General features: G+C 71.4%; 18 protein-coding genes. 12 read left to right on the forward strand and 6 right to left on the reverse strand.

The genetic code is table 11. The annotated features are described in order from the left end of the window. The first annotated feature begins 7 nt into the window (after positions 1–7). Together ACIBO8_RS08905 and ACIBO8_RS08910 are read left to right on the forward strand one after the other, a co-directional pair. Complete coding sequence (locus ACIBO8_RS08905; RefSeq protein ID WP_396114538.1) at positions 8–1,123, forward strand: SPFH domain-containing protein; 1,116 nt, start codon at positions 8–10, stop codon at positions 1,121–1,123. Between the two features lie 166 nt (positions 1,124–1,289). Further along, positions 1,290–2,015, forward strand: coding sequence for a hypothetical protein (locus ACIBO8_RS08910; protein WP_396114539.1), 726 nt, complete (start codon positions 1,290–1,292; stop codon positions 2,013–2,015). Between the two features lie 6 nt (positions 2,016–2,021). On the opposite strand, the gene ACIBO8_RS08915 is transcribed toward ACIBO8_RS08910, so the two are convergent. From ACIBO8_RS08915 to ACIBO8_RS08925, 3 genes are read right to left on the reverse strand one after another with little or no spacing between them, the layout of a single operon-like run. Further along, positions 2,022–2,558 carry a GNAT family N-acetyltransferase gene (locus ACIBO8_RS08915; RefSeq protein WP_396114540.1) on the reverse strand — a complete coding sequence of 179 codons (537 nt, stop codon included), beginning with the start codon at positions 2,556–2,558 and terminating at the stop codon, positions 2,022–2,024. 27 nt (positions 2,559–2,585) lie between these two features. After that, positions 2,586–3,392, reverse strand: a complete 807-nt coding sequence (locus ACIBO8_RS08920) for a TrmH family RNA methyltransferase (RefSeq protein WP_396114541.1) — start codon at positions 3,390–3,392, stop codon at positions 2,586–2,588. A gap of 1 nt (position 3,393) precedes the next feature. Next, positions 3,394–3,981 (reverse strand): dihydrofolate reductase family protein, encoded by a 588-nt coding sequence (locus tag ACIBO8_RS08925; protein ID WP_396114542.1) that lies wholly within the window; start codon positions 3,979–3,981, stop codon positions 3,394–3,396. Positions 3,982–4,136: 155 nt separating this feature from the next. Here ACIBO8_RS08925 and ACIBO8_RS08930 point away from each other — a divergent pair, with 155 nt between their 5' ends. Further along, the gene (locus tag ACIBO8_RS08930) at positions 4,137–7,022 is read left to right on the forward strand and encodes a hypothetical protein (protein ID WP_396114543.1); all 2,886 of its coding nucleotides are present in this window, start codon (positions 4,137–4,139) and stop codon (positions 7,020–7,022) included. Here the strand turns inward: ACIBO8_RS08930 and ACIBO8_RS08935 are convergent, their stop codons facing one another. After that, positions 7,023–8,324, reverse strand: coding sequence for a hypothetical protein (locus tag ACIBO8_RS08935; protein WP_396114762.1), 1,302 nt, complete (start codon positions 8,322–8,324; stop codon positions 7,023–7,025). A gap of 82 nt (positions 8,325–8,406) precedes the next feature. Between ACIBO8_RS08935 and murD the strand changes: the two genes are divergently transcribed. From murD to ACIBO8_RS08975, 8 genes are all read left to right on the forward strand, one after another. Further along, positions 8,407–9,759 carry a UDP-N-acetylmuramoyl-L-alanine--D-glutamate ligase gene (gene murD, locus ACIBO8_RS08940; protein ID WP_396114544.1) on the forward strand — a complete coding sequence of 451 codons (1,353 nt, stop codon included), beginning with the start codon at positions 8,407–8,409 and terminating at the stop codon, positions 9,757–9,759. A gap of 330 nt (positions 9,760–10,089) precedes the next feature. Further along, entirely contained in the window at positions 10,090–11,064 is a 975-nt protein-coding gene (locus tag ACIBO8_RS08945) for a MurR/RpiR family transcriptional regulator (protein ID WP_396114763.1), read from the forward strand. A gap of 67 nt (positions 11,065–11,131) precedes the next feature. Then, entirely contained in the window at positions 11,132–12,439 is a 1,308-nt protein-coding gene (locus ACIBO8_RS08950) for an extracellular solute-binding protein (protein WP_396114545.1), read from the forward strand. Between the two features lie 57 nt (positions 12,440–12,496). After that, positions 12,497–13,477: a carbohydrate ABC transporter permease gene (locus tag ACIBO8_RS08955; RefSeq protein ID WP_396114546.1), complete on the forward strand. Its 981-nt coding sequence runs from the start codon at positions 12,497–12,499 to the stop codon at positions 13,475–13,477. Beyond that, positions 13,477–14,376: a carbohydrate ABC transporter permease gene (locus ACIBO8_RS08960; RefSeq protein WP_396114547.1), complete on the forward strand. Its 900-nt coding sequence runs from the start codon at positions 13,477–13,479 to the stop codon at positions 14,374–14,376. The genes ACIBO8_RS08955 and ACIBO8_RS08960 overlap by 1 nt, the downstream gene beginning before the upstream one ends. 35 nt (positions 14,377–14,411) lie before the next feature. Next, positions 14,412–15,845 carry an N-acetylglucosamine/diacetylchitobiose ABC transporter substrate-binding protein gene (gene ngcE, locus ACIBO8_RS08965; protein WP_396114548.1) on the forward strand — a complete coding sequence of 478 codons (1,434 nt, stop codon included), beginning with the start codon at positions 14,412–14,414 and terminating at the stop codon, positions 15,843–15,845. A 51-nt stretch (positions 15,846–15,896) separates the two neighbouring features. Next, on the forward strand, positions 15,897–16,808 hold the full coding sequence (locus ACIBO8_RS08970) for a carbohydrate ABC transporter permease (RefSeq protein ID WP_396114549.1): 912 nt from the start codon (positions 15,897–15,899) through the stop codon (positions 16,806–16,808). Between the two features lie 19 nt (positions 16,809–16,827). After that, entirely contained in the window at positions 16,828–17,760 is a 933-nt protein-coding gene (locus ACIBO8_RS08975; protein ID WP_396114550.1) for a carbohydrate ABC transporter permease, read from the forward strand. Between the two features lie 7 nt (positions 17,761–17,767). Here the strand turns inward: ACIBO8_RS08975 and ACIBO8_RS08980 are convergent, their stop codons facing one another. Next, positions 17,768–18,142, reverse strand: a complete 375-nt coding sequence (locus ACIBO8_RS08980; protein ID WP_396114551.1) for a response regulator — start codon at positions 18,140–18,142, stop codon at positions 17,768–17,770. 99 nt (positions 18,143–18,241) lie between these two features. Then, positions 18,242–18,862, reverse strand: a complete 621-nt coding sequence (locus tag ACIBO8_RS08985; protein ID WP_396114552.1) for a hypothetical protein — start codon at positions 18,860–18,862, stop codon at positions 18,242–18,244. A gap of 62 nt (positions 18,863–18,924) precedes the next feature. Here ACIBO8_RS08985 and ACIBO8_RS08990 point away from each other — a divergent pair, with 62 nt between their 5' ends. Then, positions 18,925–20,664, forward strand: a complete 1,740-nt coding sequence (locus tag ACIBO8_RS08990; protein WP_396114553.1) for a bifunctional 3'-5' exonuclease/DNA polymerase — start codon at positions 18,925–18,927, stop codon at positions 20,662–20,664. The last annotated feature ends 11 nt before the right edge of the window (positions 20,665–20,675 follow it).

The following is a 20,675-nucleotide window of genomic DNA, read 5'->3' on the forward strand; positions in this document are numbered from 1 at the left end:
GGCACCCATGGAAGCGGTTGTCGGTGTACTCATCTTCGTGATCGCGCTGTTCGCGGTGATCACCCTTATCCGGTCCGTCCGGATCGTCCCCCAGCAACGCATGGACGTCGTGGAGCGGCTCGGCAAGTACAAGCGGACGCTCTCCCCGGGCCTGAACCTCCTGGTGCCGTTCGTCGACGCGGTGCGCACCAAGGTCGACATGCGCGAGCAGGTCGTCAGCTTCCCGCCGCAGCCGGTCATCACCTCCGACAACCTCGTGGTCAGCATCGACACGGTGCTCTACTTCAAGGTCGTCGACCCGGTACGCGCCACGTACGAGATCTCGAACTTCCTGCAGGCCATAGAGCAGCTGACGGTCACCACCCTGCGAAACGTCATCGGCTCGCTCGACCTCGAGCGCGCGCTGACCAGCCGCGAGGAGATCAACCGCCACCTGTCCAGCGTCCTCGACGAGACCACCGGCCGCTGGGGCATCAAGGTCACCCGCGTCGAGATCAAGGCCATCGAGCCGCCGCCGAGCATCCGCGACTCCATGGAGAAGCAGATGCGCGCCGAACGCGAACGCCGCGCCACGATCCTCAACGCCGAGGGTCACAAGCAGGCCCAGATCCTCACGGCCGAGGGCGAGAAGCAGGCCGCGGTCCTGCGCGCCGACGGTGACCGGCAGGCGCGCATCCTGCAGGCCGAAGGACAGGCGAAGGCCATCCGTACGGTGTTCGACGCCATCCACACCGCCAACCCGTCGCAGAAGGTCCTCGCGTACCAGTACCTGCAGTCCCTGCCGCAGATCGCGCAGGGCTCGGCCAACAAGGTCTGGATCGTGCCGACCGAGCTGACCAAGGCCCTCGACGGCCTCGGCGGCGCCTTGGGCGGCCTGGCCAACATGGCCGGCGACAAGCCGTCGGAATCGGTCGACTCGGACGCCGTCGAGCGCGAGGCCGCCGCGGCGGCGCGCGCGGCGGCTGCCGAGGCGGAGGCCGTGAACGCGCAGGTCCGGGCCGCGGAGGCGCAGGTCTCGGGGGACAACGGGGCCAAGGGGCTGCCGGCGCCGGAGCCCATCCCGCCGTCCGCCGCGCTCGGTGCGGCGGACTACAACGGCGCAGGGGAGCCCGAGCGCGCCTGAGAACACCATCCGGGGCGGGGGCGGCACCGGCCGCCCCCGGTCGGGTGCGAGATCGTAGCGAATATCGCAAAAGGCCGCGGATCGCCGCGGCTTTTTGCCATGGTGGATCCAGGATTCCCGACCGGTGCCCCCGGCCGCTCGGCTTGAGCCCGATCAAGGCGGAGCCATGAGCATCAGTCAGCACCAGACGGCCAGCGGCCGCCCGCTGCGCGTCGCCCCGGCCTGGGTAGGCGCCGCCCACCCGTCGGCGGCCGACGATCACCTGCTCCCGATCCGGGAAGCGGTCTGGATCTGGTCGGTACGCCGGTACGCCCGCATCGCCCTCTGGGCCCTGCCGGTGGGCGCGGCCCTCTACGGCTGGTCCACGCTGGGCGTGCCGAGCCCCGCCGGTCAGCTGGGGGTGCAGGTCGCGGCGGGCTGGCTGTGCACCATCGCGATGATCGCGCTGGCGGGACTGCTCGCCGGCTCACGAACCCGCCGGCCGGCCGCGGCGGGCCTGCTGATCGGCCTGGCCGGCGCCCTGCTGTGGCTGCCCCTGCTGACCCTGCCGGGCGGCGGCACCACGAGCGCCGCATCGTCCGGCGCCGCGGCCGGCGACGTACCGGCGGAGGTCGGCGGGCTGCCGGATCTCAGCCTCACGGCGGCGCAGGTCCACACCGCGTCCGTCATCGCGGCGGCCGTGATGGGCACGGGCTGGCTGCTGCTGGGCTGGGCGGTGCTGCGCTCCAAACTGGTCAATCCCGCGGACGGCGTGCTGCTGATCCTCGCCGCGGTGTCGATCGGGGCCGGCTCGTTCGCCGTCAAGCCACTGCCGACGGTCGGCGCCCTGATCCTGCTGGCCGCCGGCATGGGCCTCGCCTGGACCGGTTCCCGGCTGATCCCGCCCGCCTGACCTTCCTCAATGGCGCTTGATGCGGTAGACCACCGAGCGCCGCAGCGGACCCGGCGGGACGGTCGGGTCGTCGAAGTCGTCCGCCGGGTCGCGGGTCATGCCGAGCCGGTGCATCACCGCCTGTGACCGCTGGTTGCCCGCGGCGCAGATCGCCAGGATCTCACCCAGCCCGAGGACGTCGAAGCCGAAGTCCAGGCACGCGTGGCCGGCCTCGGTCGCGTAGCCGTTGCCCCAGGCCTGCCGCGCCAGCCGCCAGCCGACCTCGACGCCCCGGAACGGCAGGGCGTCCTCCACGGGGTCGAGGCCGGCCATGCCGATGAGCTCGCCGGTCGCCGCCAGCTCGAGGGCCCACCAGCCCCAGCCGCGCCGGTCCAGGTCGGCGCGGAAGGCCTCGATCGAGCCGGCGCTCTGCTCGTACGTCAGGGCGGCGGGGAAATACTCACGGACGGCCGGGTCGGCGTTCATCGCCGCCCAGGGCAGGACGTCCTCGTCGCGCCATCGGCGCAGGATCAGCCGTGCGGTCTTGAGCTCGGAGATGGTCATCGCGTCCCAGGGGAGTAGGCGAGGTGGTCAGAGGTCGTCGTCGCGGCCCAGTTCCCAGAAGGCCACCGCTGCCGCCGCCGCCACGTTGAGCGAGTCCACGCCGCGGCGCATCGGCAACCGTACCGGGGTGTCGCTCGCCGCCAGGGCGTGCCGGGACAGGCCCGGCCCCTCGGCGCCGAGGAGCAGGGCCGGCCGGGCACGCTGGGAGGCGTCGAGGCGCTGCATCGGCAGGGCGCCGGCGGCGGGGGTCAGCGCCAGCACCGTGAAACCCGCCGCGCGGACCCGGTCCAGGCCGTCCGGCCAGGGCTCGAGGCGGGCGTACGGCACGGCGAACACCTCGCCCATGCTCACCCGTACGCTGCGGCGGTAGAGCGGGTCCGCACAGGACGGTGACAAGAGGACGGCGTCGATGCCGAGGGCAGCCGCCCCGCGGAAGACGGCACCGATGTTGGTGTGGTTGTTGACGTCCTCGAGGATCGCGACGCGCCGGGCCGTGGCGAGCACCTCGCCGGCGTCGCGCAGGGGCAGCCGATGGAAGGACGCGAGCACGCCGCGATGCACGTGGAACCCCGTCGCCCGTTCCAGCACGGCCGGGGTCGCCGCGTAGACCGGCGCATCGCCGAGATCGTCGAGCTGGTCGACCCGCTTGGCGTCCACCAGGTACGACCGGGGCCGGTAGCCGGCCCGGCGGGCCCGGCGCAGCACCAGCTCACCCTCGGCGATGAAGAGACCGTTCGGCGGCTCCCACTTGGTGCGCAACTCGAGATCGGTGAGGGCGCGGTAGTCGCCGAGCCGCTCGTCGTCGGGGTCGGTGATCAGGTGGACCTCGGGCACCTCAGTCCACCCGGTAGGTGAGGTGGGTGGCGTGCCCGGAGACCCGCACGTGGACCTGGCGCAGCGCCCGGGGCGTGGCACCGGTGAAGAGCGGGGTGCCGGAGCCCAGCAGGACGGGCGCCAGGTGCAGCCGCAGCTCGTCGACCAGGCCGGCGTCGACGGCACCGCGGATGATCCGGCCCCCACCCATGATCACGGCGTCGCGCTCCTCCGCCATGGCGCGGGCCTTGGCGACGGCACTGCGCAGCCCGTCGACGACGAACGTGACCCGCTCGCCGAGCCGGGCCCGGTCCGGCGGGTTACGCGTGACCACCAGGATCGGCGGCGGGGCGGCCAGGTCGGCGCCGTAGCCGATCTCGTCGCTCCACCCGTGCGGCCCGTCGATGATGTCGAACAGGTTGCGGCCCATCACGATCACGCCGGTCGCGTCGGTGGCGGTGGTCAGCACCTCCCGGTCGACCGCGTCCCCGTCGAAAACCCAGGTGTGCAGCGCCTCGCCCCCGCGGCCGAGGCCGTGGGCGAGATCGGGGCCGGGGCCGGTCACGAACCCGTCGAGCGACACCGAGATGTCGGCGACCACCTTGCCCATGCGAATCTCCTCGGCTCGTCCGCTTGCAGAGCGAGCATGCCATCCGGGTACGACAGCGGCGGGAACGGCCCGGCCACGGGGTAGCGGCGGCAGACCGCGCCGGACGGCAGTACGGTTGTACTGTTCGCGTCGTTCGGCGGTCGGGGGGTGTGCTGGTGTCAACCGGTTCCGGATCCGACCCCCACATGCTCGCGTTGCTCCGTGCCATGCGGCTGCGCTCGGCCGCCCCCGACGCGGCCGCGGCCGGCGAAGCGGACGCCGCCGCCGCGCTGAGCGCCCGGGCGGCGCAGGAGGCGGACCCCGAAGGCGCCGAGCCGGTGCACCCGGAGGCGCTGCTGCACCCGCACTGGCCCGCGGCACACCAGCCCGCCGAGCAGCACATTCTCCCGCAGGCCGAGCTGCCGTCCGCACACCCCCTCCACGAGCTGCAGGAACCGGGCGTGCCCCGGCCGGAGCGCACCCCCGCCGAGGCGACCGGTGACTTCCGGGCCGGTCTAGCTTCGGTGCCGTCCGCCCCGCGGCCCTCCCAGCCCGCCGTCCCGCCCGCGACCCCGGCCAGCACCGGCCCGTCGACCGGCTCGGACACCACCGCGACCGCGACCGGCTCCGACGTCTCCAGCTCGGCAGCGGGGAGCTCCGGGACCGCCGCACCGGCGGCCGGGGTCAGCATTCCCAGCTCCCCGGGCTACCCGCTCCCGTCATCGCCGGATCCTGAGTCCGGGTCGGTCTCCGGCAGCACCCCGTCCGCCGCGACCAGCGAACCGATCGTCGACGGCCCCACGCCGAGCGCGACGCCGACCGCATCCGTGATACGGACGCCGGTGACCTCGCCGACACTGCCGACAGACGTCAACCCCGGCCACCTCATGGACCTCCTCCCGGAGCACCTCGCGCGGCAGACACCGACCCCTGCGCCCTCGCAGAACCAGCAACCGCAGGCCGGGTCCACCATCCCGGCCGCCGCGTTGCCGCCGGGCACGCAGACGCCGACCATGCCGGGCGCTTCGGTTCCGCCGCCGGCAGGTGCTCAGCAGCCGGGCACTCCGACCGCCGGCGTGCCGTCGCCAGGCACCCCGGCTGCCGGCGCCTCGCTCCCGGGCGCTCCGCTCGCGGGCACCCTGATCCCAGGCGCTCCCACCCCGCTGCCGGGCGCTTCGGCTCCGGGCACCCCGCTCCCGGGCGCTTCGGCTCCGGGCACCCCGCTGCCGGGTGCTCCGACCGCGGGCACCACGCTGCCGGGTGCTCCAGCTCCGGGCGCCCCGCTGGCGGGTGCTCCGAGCGCGGGCACCCCGCTGCCGGGCACTCCGGCCGCGGGCAGGCCGGCCCCCGGCACGCCGGCACCGGCCCCCGGCACCTCGGCCCCTGGCACCCCGGCCCCGCCCGTCCCGGGCGGCACCGGTCCGGGCAATCTGCCGATCCCGACCGCCTCATCGCCGGTCATGCCCCGGCCACCCCAGGGCAGTCCCGTCCCGGGAACCCCGATCCTGCCCCCGGGTGCCGTCACGCCGGCACTCCCGCCGGTCCCGGGCGCGACGACGCCCGCCCTGCCGTCGGTCCCCGGCGGCGCCACACCGGCCCTGCCATCGGTCCCGGGCGGCGCCACGCCGGCCCTGCCGCCGGTCCCGGGCGGCGCCACGCCGGTCCTGCCGTCGCCCACCCATCTGCCGGGAGGCACCCGCACCGGCGTACCGGCCGGCCGGCCCACCATCCCGTACCCGCCGGGCGCGGGGCCCTGGCCGGGCGGCCTCCCGGCCTCCACGACCCGGCCGATCGAGGGCATCCCCGGCATCGGCGGCCCGCGGCCGGTCGGGCCGGCGTGGCCGGGTGACCCGGTCCAGCTGGTCGGTCCCGCGCCGCCGTTGCGCCCGGCGGCCCCGATCCCGCCGGCCCGGACCATGGCACCGGTCGACGGCATGAACCCGGCCGACGACGCGATGATGCACGAGGTGCAGCGCCTGCTCAGCAACAGCTTGTCGCTGGCCGGGGGGCCGCCGGAGGTCGCCGCCCGGCTGCGGGCCGCGCTCGTGCAGGCGGAGCCCGGGCTGTTCCGTACCGTTCCGGGCAATGCCGCCTCGCAGACCGAGCAGCTGGCGGACGGGCTCACCTGGCTGGTGCACAACTTCGACCAGCCGCCGGCGCTCGTGGCCGGGTTCGGGCGGCTAGGCGCCGCGCTCGCCGAGTGCGGTATCGCCCCGCAGCAGCTGCAACTCGCCGGGGCGGCGCTGGCCGAGGCGATGCGGGCGGGCATGGCCGCCAACGGGTGGCGGCAGGACTTCGACCAGGCGTGGCGGTCGACGTGGCAGCACGCGTACGAGTGGATCGCGCACGGGATGGCCACCGCCCGGTACGAGCCGACGACCTGGACCGCCGTGGTCGTCTCCCACGAGCGGCGCCGGGACGACCTGGCGGTCGTGCGGCTGCGGCCGTACCTGCCGATGCCCTACCTGCCGGGGCAGTACGCCCGGATCGAGGTGCCGGAGCTGCCGGGGGTGTGGCGCCCGTACTCGCTGGCCGGTGCGCCCCGCCGGGACAACGTCGTGGAGCTGCACGTACGCGCGAAGTCGCTGAACGGCGTCAGCGGCACGCTGGTGCACCGCCTGGCTGCCGGCGACAAGGTGCGGATCGCGCGGGCCGAGGGCCGGATGTGCCTGCCGGATTCGGGCCGCGACCTGCTGATGATCGCCGGGGACACCGGGGTGGCGCCGCTGAAGGCGCTGCTGACCGAGCTCGCCGCGACCGGCGATCCACGGTCGGTGGTGCTGTTCTGGGGCGCGCGGACCCTCTCGGAGCTCTACGACATCGACGAGATCGCGGCGATCGCGGGTTCGGCGCGGCGGGCCACGGTCGTGCCCGTCATCTCCGAGGGGCCGGCCGGCCCGTACGCGTCCGGCCTGGTCACCGATGCGGTGGCCGCCTACGGCGAGTGGTCCGAGCACGAGGTCTATCTGGCCGGGCCGCCGCTGATGCTGGCCGCCACCACCGCCGCGCTCTACCAGCTGGGGGTGGCTCCGGAGCGGATCCACCACGACGCACCCGAGTGATCACAGCATCAAGGACAGGGCTTTCGCGTACGCCGGGGGCACGAACGTCTGCCCGCCCGGGGTGAGCACCGCGTCCCGGGACGCCTCGGCCCACGCCGCGGCCGGAACCGCCTCGCGCAGCGCCGCCACCACCGGCGCGTCGCGCCACTGCGGGTCGTCCGCGAGCATGGTCAGCGCGACCAGGGACTCCTCGACCTCGCCGACGCACTCGAACGGCTTGTGCGCGTCGATGCCGAGCAGCTCGAGGTAGCCGGGGACCTGGGCCGGGTCGGCGAACAGGTCCCGGCCGAAGATGCGGGTGAGCCGCTCGCGGGGCATCGACGGCGCCATGGCGAGGGCGACGAAGCGGCACTTCGGGCAGTCCCCGCACCAGCGGGCCGTCGGGTCGTGCAGCTTGAACGCCTTGTTGCAGCTGGTGACCACGTCGTCATACGCGTCGAACCGGGCGAACAGCTGCGCGATGTGCAGCTCCGACAGCGACCGCAGCAGCGAGAAATACGGCTCGGTGAGCCCGGCGTGGGCGGTGACCGCGGCCCGCAGCAGCCCCTCGGCCTCGACGCCCTTGGACCACTGGTGGTTGATCGGGTGACCGTTCCAGATCAGGTTGGGGTCGGACGCCGAGCGCTCGTTGGACATCACCACGGGACCGAGCCCGTGCAGCGTGGCGGTGGCGATCGCGATAAGCGAGTTGATCGCGGTGACCGGGATGTGGCCGTTGCGGGCGCCCGCCTTGTTCAGCTCGAACAGGCGCGGGTCGAGCTTGCGGCGGGCGGCCAGGGCGGGCAGCCCGGAGGCGGCGTTGACGTTGACGATCACCGGGTTGGGGTTGACCGAGAACGGCACCGGGTCCATGCCGGCGGCGCGCAGGATCTCGAGCGTGACGATGGAGTCCTTGCCGCCGCCCACGGCCGACAGGGGACGCCCCTCGGCGTTGTCGACGGGTGCGGCCGGCTCGGACACGCCCGGCACGCCGACGGTCATGTCGAGCACGTACGGCAGCTGATTCACGTACGCGTATTCGCCGAGGCCCTTGCTGTAGACGGCGTCGAACAGGGCCTTCGCCTTGGCCGGAACGGCGGTGGGCGCCTCGATGCGCGCGGGCGCGCCGACCTTGTAGTAGCTCACCCCCGCGACCACGTGCAGCAGCTCGAGCACCCGGCGGAAGGTCTCCGGCACGGCGCCGCCCTCGGGCACCGGGAAGGTGATCGTCTCGGTGAAGGATTCGGGGGCGGGCCCGTCGAGCAGGTAGTCGAACGTCGCGACCCCGGTGGCGGGGTCGTATGCGTACGAGGGGAAGCGCATGACGTCGAACTGCACCCGCGAACTCCTGTCACTGGACCGACGGGCAATACTAGTGCGGCGACTTGAGAGAGGGAGTGTTCCAGTGCGCCTGGCAGACCTGCGCGGACGGTCCGTGGCCGTCTGGGGTACCGGCCGTGAGGGCCGGGCCGCCGTGACGGCGATCGCCGCGCACGGGCCGGCCCGCCTCATGGCGGTGGACGACAGCGCGAATTTCCTCTCGGTGCCGTGGGAGGGCGAGCTGGCGTCGCTGGCACCGCTCGCCGGCGGCGACCACGCCTTCCCGACGCTCGCCGCCGCCGACGTCGTGGTGCGCTCGCCCGGGGTGCCGCAGACCCATCCATGGATGGCCGAGCTGCGCGGGCGCGGGGTGACCATCACCGGTGGCAGCGCCCTCTGGATGGCCGATCACGCCCGGCAGACCGTCGGGGTCACCGGCAGCAAGGGCAAGAGCACCACCTCCGCGCTGATCAGCCACCTGCTGGCGGCGGCCGGCCGGCCCAACGTCTTCGGCGGCAACATCGGTGTGCCGCTGCTCGACCTGCCGCCGGCCGAGCAGTACGTGCTCGAGCTCTCCAGCTATCAGTGCAGCGACCTTGCCGATTCGCCCCGGGTAGCCGTGGTCACCTCGCTCTTCCCGGAGCATCTGGACGCGCACGGCGGTGAGCGCGAGTATTACCGCGACAAGCTGAACCTGCTGGCGCACGGACCGGAACTGATCATCGTCAACGGTGCCGACCAGCGGCTGGTGCGCGAGACGATCGCCGTACGGGATCTCAACGGCTTCCCCGCTATCCCGGCCGGTTCCGGCGACTCGCGGTTCCGCGTCGACGACGACGATCTCGTCTACTGCAGTGACGAGCCGCTGTTCCCTCGCGACACGCTGCGGCTGCGGGGTAAGCACAACGGGCGCAACCTGTGCGTGGCGCTGGCCGTCCTGGACGGGATGGGCATCGACGTGCCGGGCCTGCGGGACGTGCTGCGTGCGTCGGTCGCGTCGTTCGAGGGGCTGCCGCACCGGCTCGCGGAGATCGAGGATCCGTCCGGGCTCACCTTCGTCGACGACACGCTGTCCACGAGCCCGTATTCGGCGATGCACGCGATCGACGCGTACGAGGGCCGTCCGCTGACCGTGCTGGTCGGCGGGACGGATCGAGGGCTGGACTACACGCCGCTGCGCGAGCATCTGCGGGGCCGGGAGATCACCGTGATCGGGTTGCCGGACAGCGGCCCGCGGATCCTGGCCGAGCTGGCGGGGTTGCCGGGCGTTCGCACCGAGGCGGCCGAGGATCTGCCCGCCGCGGTGCGCCTCGCGCGCAAGGTGACGCCGGCCGGCGGGGTCGTGCTGCTGTCGCCGGCCGCCCCGAGCTATGGGCGGTTCCGCAACTTCGAGCACCGTTCCGAGGTCTTCGCCCAGGCCGTTCGGGACAGCGCTTAACCGGTTCTGGGCATAATTTTCGCCAACTGACGGAACACCCTCGCAGATTGCGAGGGTGTTTCACGTTGTGCCACAAAACCGCTGTTCGGAGGGCGGGGCGTGGGCCGTACGGACGATGAGCAAAACGGCCTAAATCCCCGCATGTGACTGCGGTCACGTCGTATCGGCCATATGGGGATCGACGCATGTCAACCGACAGTGACGCAATGCGCCGGTTACCCGTCGCTCCAGGTAACGGTTTGAAAACTTCACCCACAGGCTTGACAGCAGGGGGCCCGCAGTAAGAACTTTTACCGCGACAGTTAACACACCTTGATGAGAGGACGGCCCATGGTCGAGCCGGACGTGGACGGCACCGCCTCTACCGTGGTGGCCGACCCGCTGGTGCGCGATCAGGCGCCCACTCCCGCGGTCTCCAACGCGAGCGACGGCGTGCTGCTGCGCGTACGCACGCTCCTGCCGGAGTTCACCGGGGCGCTGCAGCGCGTCGCCGAGCAGGTCCTCACCGATCCGGCGGCGGCCTCGCGCGCCACGATCGTCGAGCTCGCCGAGCGCTCGGGCACCTCGCCCGCGACGGTCACCCGCTTCTGCCGGGCCATGGGCTTCGACGGGTACTCGGACCTGCGGCTGGGAATCGCCGCCGAGACCGGCCGGGCCCGTTCGGCCGGCTGGACCGTCGACATCGGACGCGAGATCCAGCCCAGCGACCCGCTGGAGCGCGTCCTCGCCCAGATCATGGCCGCGGACACCCGGGCCATGCACGACACCGCCGCGCTGCTCGACCTCGCGGAGGTGGAGCGGGCCGCGGTGGCGATCGCGGCCGCACCGCGGGTCAACATCTTCGGCGCCAGCGGCAGCGCCCTGGTCGGCGAGGAGATGCAGTTCAGCCTCCACCGCATCGGCGTCGCGGCGTGGGCCTGGACCGACGTGCACAACGGCCTGGCCAGCGCCGCACTGTCGCGCGCCGGCGACGTCGCGCTCGGCATCTCGCACTCCGGCGAGACCGGCGAGACGATCGAGCTGCTCGCCGAGGCCAGCAGCCACGGTGCTACCACCATCGCGCTGACCAGCTTCCCCCGTTCGCCGCTGGCCGAGCTGGCGGACATCGTCCTGCTCACCGCCACCCAGGCCACGACCTTCCGCCCCGACGCGCTCTCCGCGCGCCACCCCCAGCTGGTCGTTCTCGACCTGCTCTATGTCGCCGTCGCCCAGCGGACCCACGAACGTTCGCACGCGGCCTTCCAGCGCACCGCCCAAGCCGTCAGCGGCCACAAAGCCGTCAAGGACGGCAGTTCCGCCCCTTAGCAATGCCCCGCAACACCAGCTCCCCTCTCTCTCACCCCCAGATGTGAATTCTTTCCAGGAGGAAAGCGTGAAGCGCAGACTCGCGGTCACCGCGACGCTCGCCGCGACGCTGCTGGCCGCCGCCGCGTGCGGTTCGAGCAGCGACAGCAGCAACACCCCCAACGCCAACGCGTCCGTCAACGGCGCCGGCAAGACCATCAAGGTGTGGCTGATGGTCGACGCCCAGGGCGGCTGGCCCGAGGTCGTCAAGCAGGCCAACGACCGCTTCACCCAGGCCACCGGCGCCCAGGTCCAGGTGGACTACCAGCAGTGGCAGGACCACCTCGCCAAGCTCGACACCACCCTCGCCGGCAGCGAGGTGCCCGACGTGGTCGAGCTGGGCAACACCGAGATGCCGAAGTACGTCTTCAACGGCGCCTTCGCCCCGCTGGACAAGTCCCAGTTCGAGAACTCCGGCCAGTGGCTGACCGGTCTGTCCGCCCCCTGTGAGCTGGACGGCAAGACGTACTGCGTGCCGTACTACGCCGGCGCCCGCGTCCTGCTCTACAACACCGACCTGTTCAGCAAGGCCGGCCTCTCCGCGCCGAAGACGTACGACGACGTCGTGGCCGCGGCGAAGAAGCTCAAGGAGAAGAACGGCAGCGACAAGCAGTTCTCCGCCTTCTACATGCCGGGCAAGTACTGGTACGCCGCGATGGCGTGGGTGCACGGCTCGGGCGGCGACATCGCCAAGAAGGAAGGCGACAAGTGGACCGGCACCCTGTCGGAGCCGGCCGCGCAGGAAGGCCTGACCAAGTGGGCCGAGCTGGCCAAGAACTACTCCAGCGGTGACCCCACCAAGGACGAGGCCGACCAGGATCCGGTGTTCGCCCAGGGCAAGACCGGCATGCTCTACGCCAACGGCTGGGAGCTGGGCGCCGTCCAGGAGCAGCCCAAGGACCCCAACAACCCGGCCTCGGCCAAGGTCAAGACCAAGGTGAACGGCAAGGTCGCCTCGGCGCCGATGCCCGGCGTGCCGTCCTTCCTCGGCGGCTCCGACGTGGCCGTCACCGCCAAGAGCCCGAACGCCGACCTGGCCGCGAAGTGGGCGCAGATCTTCACCGACACCAAGTCGCAGGAGGGCCTGATCGCCAAGGGCGCGCTGCCCAACGCGACCAACCTGCTCGACAAGGCCGCCGCCGTGAAGGGCAACGAGGCGACCGCGCAGGCCGCCAAGGAGACCTGGTTCGTGCCGATGGCGCCGAAGTGGTCCGAGGTGGAGTCCGCCAACGTCCTGCAGGACATGCTGGTCAGCATCGCGACCGGCAAGTCCACCGTGGCCGACGCGACGAAGGCCGCCGACGCCAAGATCAACGAGATCCTGAACGCCTCCTGACGCACCGGTGCCGCCCGCTCTCACCGGCGGGCGGCACCCCTCACCGCAGGAAGAGAGGTGAAGAGACAGATGTCGGTCGTCGACTCCCCGCCGGCGCCTCCCGCGACGGCTCCGGCCGCGGCGGACGCCGGTCGCAAGCGCCGCAGGACCACCGGCGGCCGGGCCCCGTACGTCCTGGTGCTGCCCAGCCTGCTGCTGCTGGCCGCGCTGCTCGGATACCCGCTGGTGCGGATGGGTGTGCTCTCCTTCCAGCAGCTCGGGCTGCGGCAGCTCTTCGGCAACCTGCCGCCGGAGAACGTCGGGCTCGACAACTACACGCGGGTCCTCAACGACCCGGTCTTCTACCAGGTGCTCGCCCGTACGGTCGCCTTCACGGTGGTGTCGGTGGTGCTGACCGTGCTGCTGGGCCTCGGCGTCGCCCTGCTCATGCGCCGCGTCTGGTGGCCCGTACGGATCATCATGATCGTCGCGATGATGTTCGTCTGGGCCGTGCCGCAGCTGGTCGCGACCCAGACCTTCCGCTGGCTCGTCGACTCCGACTTCGGCGTCCTGAACTGGCTGATCGACCGCCTCCCGGGCGTCGACTTCGCGAACCACAGCTGGTTCGCCGACCCGATCCAGGGCTGGAGCGTGATCACCACGATCGTCGTGTGGGCGGGCATCCCGTTCATCGCGATCACCCTCAACGCCGGCCTCACCCAGGTGCCCAAGGAGCTGCTGGAAGCGGCCATGATCGACGGTGCCTCCGCCTGGCAGGCGCTGCGCCGGGTGACCCTGCCGATCCTCAAGCCGCTGCTCGTGATCGTCACGACCCTGTCGGTGATCTGGAACTTCGGCCTCTTCACCCAGGTGTGGGCCGTGCGCAACGGCCGGCCCGAGGCCGAGTACCAGGTGCTGGCGACGTGGTCCTACAGCCTGGCGTTCAAGAACAACAACTACGGGCTGGGCTCCGCGATCGCGATCATCTCCGTCCTGCTCATGCTCGGCGTGATGGTGTTCTACATGCGCCAGATGTTCAAGATCGGAGATGTGGACTGATGGTCGCCGTCGCACCGCAAACCGCCGTCCGCACGCGGCGCCGCCAGTCGCGCGAGTCCGACACGCCCACCGTGGGGCGCAGCACGGCCGGCACGATCGCGGCGAACCTGGCCGGGCTGCTCTTCGCGCTGGTCATGTTCTTCCCGATCTACTGGGTGGTGAACACGGCGTTCAAGCCGGCGCCCGAGATCCTCCAGTACGACCCGACGTTCTATCCGCACGGCTTCACGCTCGACAACTTCAGGTCGGCGTTCAACGCGCCGTTCTTCCAGCGTGACCTGGTCAACGGCGTACTGATCACGGTCGGCGCGGTGTTCGGCGCGCTGGTCGTCGGATTCCTGGCGGCGCTGGCCATCGCGCGGTTCCGGTTCTACGGCCGCAAGGCGATCATCCTCATCGTCCTGTCGGTCCAGATGGTGCCACTGGTCGCGGTCCTCATCCCGCTGTTCCTGATGCTGCAGGACTACAACCTCACGAACAGCCTGCTCGGCGTCACGCTGGTCTACATCGTGCTGATCCTGCCGTACACGGTGTGGACGCTGCGCGGCTTCGTCCAGGGTGTGCCCCGCGAGCTCGACGAGGCGGCGGCGATCGACGGCGCCAGCCGCTTCCAGATCTTCTGGCGGATCATCCTGCCGCTCACCGGTCCCGGTTTGGTGGCGACTTCGGTCTACGGCTTCATTCAGGCCTGGAACGAGTTCATCATCATCAACACCCTCAACGACCAGGCGAACCAGAACCTCATGGCCTGGCTGATGCAGAACCAGACGAGCAAGGGCACCTTCTGGGGTCCGCTCATGGCTGGGTCGATCATGACCGCGCTCCCGGTGGTCATCTTCTTCCTGATCGTCCAGCGCAACATCGCCACCGGCCTGACGGCGGGCGCCGTCAAGGGCTGACCCCGCACCGCACCAACACCCTGAGGAGAAAGTGCATGACCGAGATTTTCAAGCCCGAGGTGGACCGCCGGACGCTGCTGCGCCGCGCGGCCGCCGTCGGCCTGCTGGCCACGCCCGCCGTCAGCATGCTCAGCGCGTGCGTCGGCGGTGGCAAGGACGACGACACCACGTCCGACAAGCCCAAGGGCACGGTCTCGGCGACCAACCCGCTGGGCATCAAGGAGGACGAGCCGCTGGAGATCATCATCTTCAACGGCGGCCTCGGCACCAAGTACGCGACCGACGTCGACATCCCGTCGTACAACAAGCTCTTCCCGAATTCCAAGGTCACGTTCAACCAGACCGAGGAGATCTCCACGGTCGTGCAGCCGCGGTTCACCGCCGGCAACCCGCCGGACATGATCAACAACTCGGGCTCGAAGCTGATGGACCAGGGCGCCCTCGTCCAGGCCGGTCAGGTGCAGGACCTCACCGACCTGTTCGCCGCGCCGTCGGTGGACATCGCCGGCAAGACCGTCAAGGACACCCTGATCCCGGGCACCGTCGAGCAGGGCACGTTCAACGGCAAGCCGTACGTCCTGAACTACGCGTTCACGGTCTTCGGCCTCTGGTACTCGGGCAAGCTGTTCAAGGACAACGGCTGGACCGCGCCGACCACCTGGGCCGACTTCACCGCGCTGCTCGACAAGATGAAGGCCAAGGGCATCACCCCCTACGGGTACGCCGGTGCCAACGCGCCGTACTACCAGTACACGGTGATCCTCACCAGCGCCGCGAAGATCGGCGGCGCCGACATCCTCAAGAACATCGACAACCTCGAGGACGGCGCCTGGACCAACGACGCCGTCAAGCAGGCCGCCGCGGCGTGGGCCGAGGTCGGCGCCAAGTACTCGGACAAGGCGTTCCTGGGCCAGAAGCACACCGAGGTCCAGCTGAAGCAGAACCAGTACAAGGTCGGCCTCTACCCGTCCGGCTCCTGGCTGGAGAACGAGCAGGCCAAGGACACCCCGGACGGCTTCGACTACCAGCTGATGCCGCTGCCGAGCGTGACCTCCGCCGACAAGCTGCCCGTCACCGCGCTCTACGCCGCGGCCGGTGAGCAGTACTTCGTCGCCAGCAAGGGCAAGAACCCGCGCGGCGGCATGGAGTTCCTGCGCCACATGCTCTCCAAGGCCGGCGCCGTGGGCTTCACCCAGCTGACCAAGACCCTGACCGTCGTCGCGGGCGCCACCGACGGCATGGAGATCAGCCCCGGCCTGACCTCGGGCAACAAGGCCCTTTCCGCAGCCGGTGCGGACACCTTCAGCTTCCGCTTCGACACGTGGTACAAGAAGCTCGACGACGAGGTTCGGGCCGCCACGAACGAGCTGATGTACCAGGGCGGCAGCGCCGACAAGTTCTGCGAGCGGGTGCAGAAGGTCGCCGACGCGATCAAGAAGGACTCCTCCATCGAGAAGTTCCACCGCTGACCCTCGACCACTTGACGACGTAAACCGCGATCACGGACGGAGCACAGAACCATGAAGCACGGCAGGTACCCGTTCATCATCGGCTTCCTGATCGTGCCGTTGGCCATCTATGGGACGTTCGTGGTCGCGGCTTACCTTCAGGCCTTCCAGCTGTCGTTCACCAACTGGCGGGGCTTCTCGCCGGACGTGCACTACATCGGGTTCGAGAACTTCAACCGGCTCTTCCACGACGACACGTTCTGGAAGGCGATCCGGCACCACGTGGTGCTGCTGATCTTCCTTCCGCTGCTGACGATCGTCCTGGCGCTCTTCTTCGCCTTCCTGCTCAACGTGGGCGGCGGTTCGAAGGGTGGCCGTACCCGGGGGGTCTGGGGGTCGAAGGTCTACCGCGTGGTGTTCTTCTTCCCCCAGCTGCTCGCCCTCGCCCTGGTCGCCGTGATCTTCGCGCGGGTCTACTCGCCCGACGAGAGCGGCCTGATCAACGGCATGCTCCACCAGTTCGGCGCGGGCCCCATCCTGTTCCTCGCCGACAAGAACCTGGCCCTCTGGTCGATCCTGGCCGTGCTGGTCTGGCAGGCCGTCGGCTTCTACGTGGTGCTCTTCTCCGCGGGCATGGGATCCATCCCCACGGAGATCTACGAGGCGGCGGCGCTCGACGGCGCCACCCGCGGCACGCTCTTCTTCAAGGTCACGCTGCCGCTGCTGTGGAACACCCTGCAGGTCGCGTGGGTGTACCTCGGCATCGCCGCCTTCGACGCGTTCGCCCTGGTCAACGTCATGTCCGTGGACCGCGGCGGCCCGGACGGGGCGACCACCGTGCTGGGCCTCGAGATCTTCCGCAACATGCAGGACTACGCACAGTTCGGCTACGCCTCGGCGATGGGCGTCGTGCTGTTCTTCCTGACCATCACCTTCGCGGCGCTGACCCTGCGGGTCACCCGGCGCGACGCCGTCGAGCTCTGAGCCGTACCGGGAGCCTGAGATGACCAACCTGCGTACCGATATCTCCGCACCGCCGCCCGGCACCGTGCCGTACCCCGGTGCCCGGCACTCCGCCTCCGCGGCTCGCGAGAAGGGTGAGATCAAGCTCTTCAGCGGTTTCGCCCACGTCGCGCTGGCGATCTGGGGGATCCTCGTGATCGCCCCGCTGATCTGGGTGATCCTCGCGTCGTTCAAGAGCAACACCGAGATCTTCACCCACGCGCCGTTCAGCCTGCCGAGCCGGATCTCCTTCGAGACCTACAAGACGGCCTGGACCGAGGCGCACATCGGCCGCTACTTCCTCAACAGCGTCTTCGTGGTGGCGATGAGCACCGCCGGCACCATGATCTTCGGATCGATGGCCGCCTACGTGCTGGCCCGCTACAAGTTCTTCGGCAACCGCTTCATCTACTACCTGTTCGTGTCGGGCCTGGCGTTCCCGGTCTTCATGGCGATCGTGCCGCTGTTCCTGATCCTGCAGAACCTCGGCCTGCTCAACACGTACACCGGTCTGATCCTGGTCTACATCGCCTACTCGCTGCCGTTCACGGTGTTCTTCATGACGGCGTTCTTCAAGACGCTGCCGAACCACGTCGCGGAGGCGGCGATCGTCGACGGCGCCTCGCACACCCGGCTGTTCTTCCAGGTCATGCTGCCGATGGCCCGGTCCGGGCTGGTCAGCATCACGATCTTCAACATCGTCGGCCAGTGGAACCAGTACCTGCTGCCGGTCGCGATCATGCAGGGCCAGGGCGCGGACCAGAAGTGGGTCCTCACCCAGGGCATCGCGAACATCTCGGTGTCGGCGGGCTACCAGGCCAACTGGGCGGCGCTCTTCGCGGCGCTCACCCTCTCGATCCTGCCGATGATCATCGTGTACGCGTTCTTCCAGCGGCAGATCCAGTCCGGCCTCACCGCCGGCGCGACGAAGTAGTTCGTGGTTACGCGGCGATCAGGCCCATGTAGGCGAGCTTCTGCTTGATGGTCTCGGGCGCGAACGGCTTGAGGACGTACTCGTGCGCCCCGGCCGCGAGCGCCCGGACCATCTGGCTGTGCTCGCCCTCCGTGGTGACCATCATCATGCACATGTCCCGCAGCGGCGGCATCTTGCGGATGTGACGGATCAGCTCGAGGCCGTCCATCACCGGCATGTTCCAGTCGATCAGCGCGACGTCGGGCACCGTGGGGATCTCCACGAGCAGGTCGAGGGCCTCCTGCCCGTTGCTCGCCTCGTACGCCGCGAAGCCGAGCTGGCCCAGGACGCGCTGCAGGATCCGGCGCATCGTGCTCGAGTCGTCGACCACCAGTGCAAGCATTCGGGTCGCCTTTCGAAGTCGGGGGGCAACGGAGTCCCATCGGCCGGTCCTTCGGCTTCCTGAGCGGACCCGCCGGAGAATCACAGCGCGGCAGCCGGCTCAGCGGGCGCAGCTGCGCCGGGCCGCCTCCGACGCCATCTCGTGCTTGCCGGCCGGCTTCTCGTCGCAGTCGAGCACGCCCGTGACCGGGGTCGTCCACGACGAGACGGTGCCGGTGACGTCCACGGCGCCGCAGCGGTAGCGGAACGTCGCCTCCCGCGCGTACACGCCGCGGTACACCACGATGCGGCCGGGCCCGTCCACGCGGGTGATCTTGCCGCCGGTGCCGGGATCGGAGCCCAGCTCCGGGTACACCGAATCGGGGCTGATCTTGTGCAGGAAGGCGTCGTACACCAGCTGCCGCGGCACGTTCCCGGGGGCGACGACCTCCGCGGTGTAGCGGCGCACCGGCTCGAACTCCGGATCCAGGCGGCCGCCCTTCGGCGCGGTGATGGTGATCTCGCGCGCCACGGCGGTCAGCACCTCGCGCCTGCGGACCGGCCCGAAGTCGACGTCCGGGTCGTCACATACCGAGGCGCTCGCCGGGAGCGAGGTGGCGGCGGTCGACTGCGGGCCGGGGCTCGCCTGCCGGGCATCCGGCGCCGGATCGGGGTCGCAGCCGCTCAGGGCCGCTGCGGCGGTCAGCAGGGCGAGAGCGGCGGTCGTCGGGCGGAGCAGCACATTCTGATCATGGACTACGCGATGAGGGGCTTTCTGTCGTACCCCTGTTCCAGAATGACGGGGTGCTGGTAGCGGCGGTCTCCGACGACGGGAGCTGGCACGGCCCCGGACATCTCCAGGTCGTGCACCCCGACGGCACGCCCGCGTCCGGTCCGCAGCCCGTGGCCGACCTGCCGGCCGCGATCGCCGAGCGCGAGGCCGCCGGGCGGGAGGGCGCCGGGCGGGAGGGCGCCGGGCGTGAGGTTGCGGGGCGCCCACGCTGGATCTGGGCCGCCACCGCCGACTGCTATCCCGCGCTGCTGCGGGCCGGGGTGCGCGTCGCCCGCTGCCACGACGTCGAGCTCACCGAGGCGCTCCTGCTGGGCCACGCCGGGCGATGGGGTGAGCCGCGGTCGCTCGCCGCCTCCTACGCGCGGCTCACCGGCGGTCCGGTGCCGCCCGACCCGCCGCCCCGGCTGCCGCAACCGCCGGGCTTCGCCCAGGGCGCGCTCTTCGACGCCGCCACCGGTCCGCCGCCCGCCGCCGGCCCGGTGGTCCTCGAGATCCTGACCCGGGTGTACGCCGACCAGCAGCGTCGCATCGCGGCCACCGGACAGCCGGGCCGCTTCGGGCTGCTCGTCGCGGCGGAGTCCGCCGGGGCGCTGACCGGCGCCGAGATGGGCCACACCGGCCTGCCCTGGCGCGCCGACGTCCACGACGAGCTGCTTCGCGACCTGCTCGGGCCGCCTCAGCCGGTCGGTCCGCCCCGCCGCCTCGCCGAGCTGGCCGCCGAGGTCAACGCCGCGTTCGGCATGCACGGCCTGCACCCCGACTCCCCGGCCGAGGTGCTGCGCGCGTTCGCCCGGGCCGGCATCGACATCCCGAACACCCGGGCCTGGGTGCTGCGCCGGGTCGAGCACCCCGCGGTCAAGCCGCTGCTGGAATACAAGGAGCTCTACCGCATCTGGACGGCGCACGGCTGGGCCTGGCTCGACGCCTGGGTGAGCGAGGGACGCTTCCGCCCCGAGTACGTCCCCGGCGGCGTCGTCTCGGGCCGCTGGGCCACCCGCGGCGGCGGCGCCCTCCAGGTGCCCAAGGTCGTGCGCCGCGCCGTGATGGCCGACCCCGGCTGGCGCTTCGTCGTGGCCGACGCGGGCCAGCTCGAGCCCCGGGTGCTGGCCGCCGTCTCGGGAGACGCCCGCCTCGCCGCGGCCGGCATCGCCGACGACCTGTACGCGGCCCTCGCCGCGGACGCCTTCGGCGGCGACCGGGCCCGCGCCAAGGTAGCCCTGCTGGGCGCCATGTACGGCCAGACCGGCGGCGCCGCGATCCCGGCCCTGGCGGTGCTGCGCCAGAGCTACCCGACCGCCTTCGACTACGTGGAGGCGGCGGCGCGCACCGGCGAGGCGGGCGGCCTGGTCCGCTCCTGGCTGGGCCGCACCTGCCCACCGGCCTCGACGGCCTGGCGCGACGCGGGCCTGGACCCGCCGGAGGAGGCCGGGTCCGCCGAGGTGCCGCAGGGCGGGGCGTCCGGCCGCGCCCGGGGCCGCTTCACCCGCAACTTCGTCATCCAGGCGACGGCGGCCGAGTGGGCCCTCGTGCTGCTGGCCACGCTGCGTACGGCGCTGGAAGGGCTGCGCGCCGAGATCGTGCTGTTCGTCCACGACGAAGTGGGGGTGCACTGCCCGGAGGAGGAGACGGAGCAGGTCGTGGCGGCGGTGCGGGCCGGGGCGGCGCGGGCGGGGGAGCTGCTGTTCGGGCGTACGGAGGTGCGGTTCCCGCTGGATGTGTCGGTGGTCGAGTGCTACGCCGACGCCGCATGACGCGCCGTGGC

The sequence above is a fragment of the Actinoplanes sp. NPDC049681 genome (assembly GCF_044465265.1).
In the GTDB taxonomy this organism is placed as follows: domain Bacteria; phylum Actinomycetota; class Actinomycetes; order Mycobacteriales; family Micromonosporaceae; genus Actinoplanes.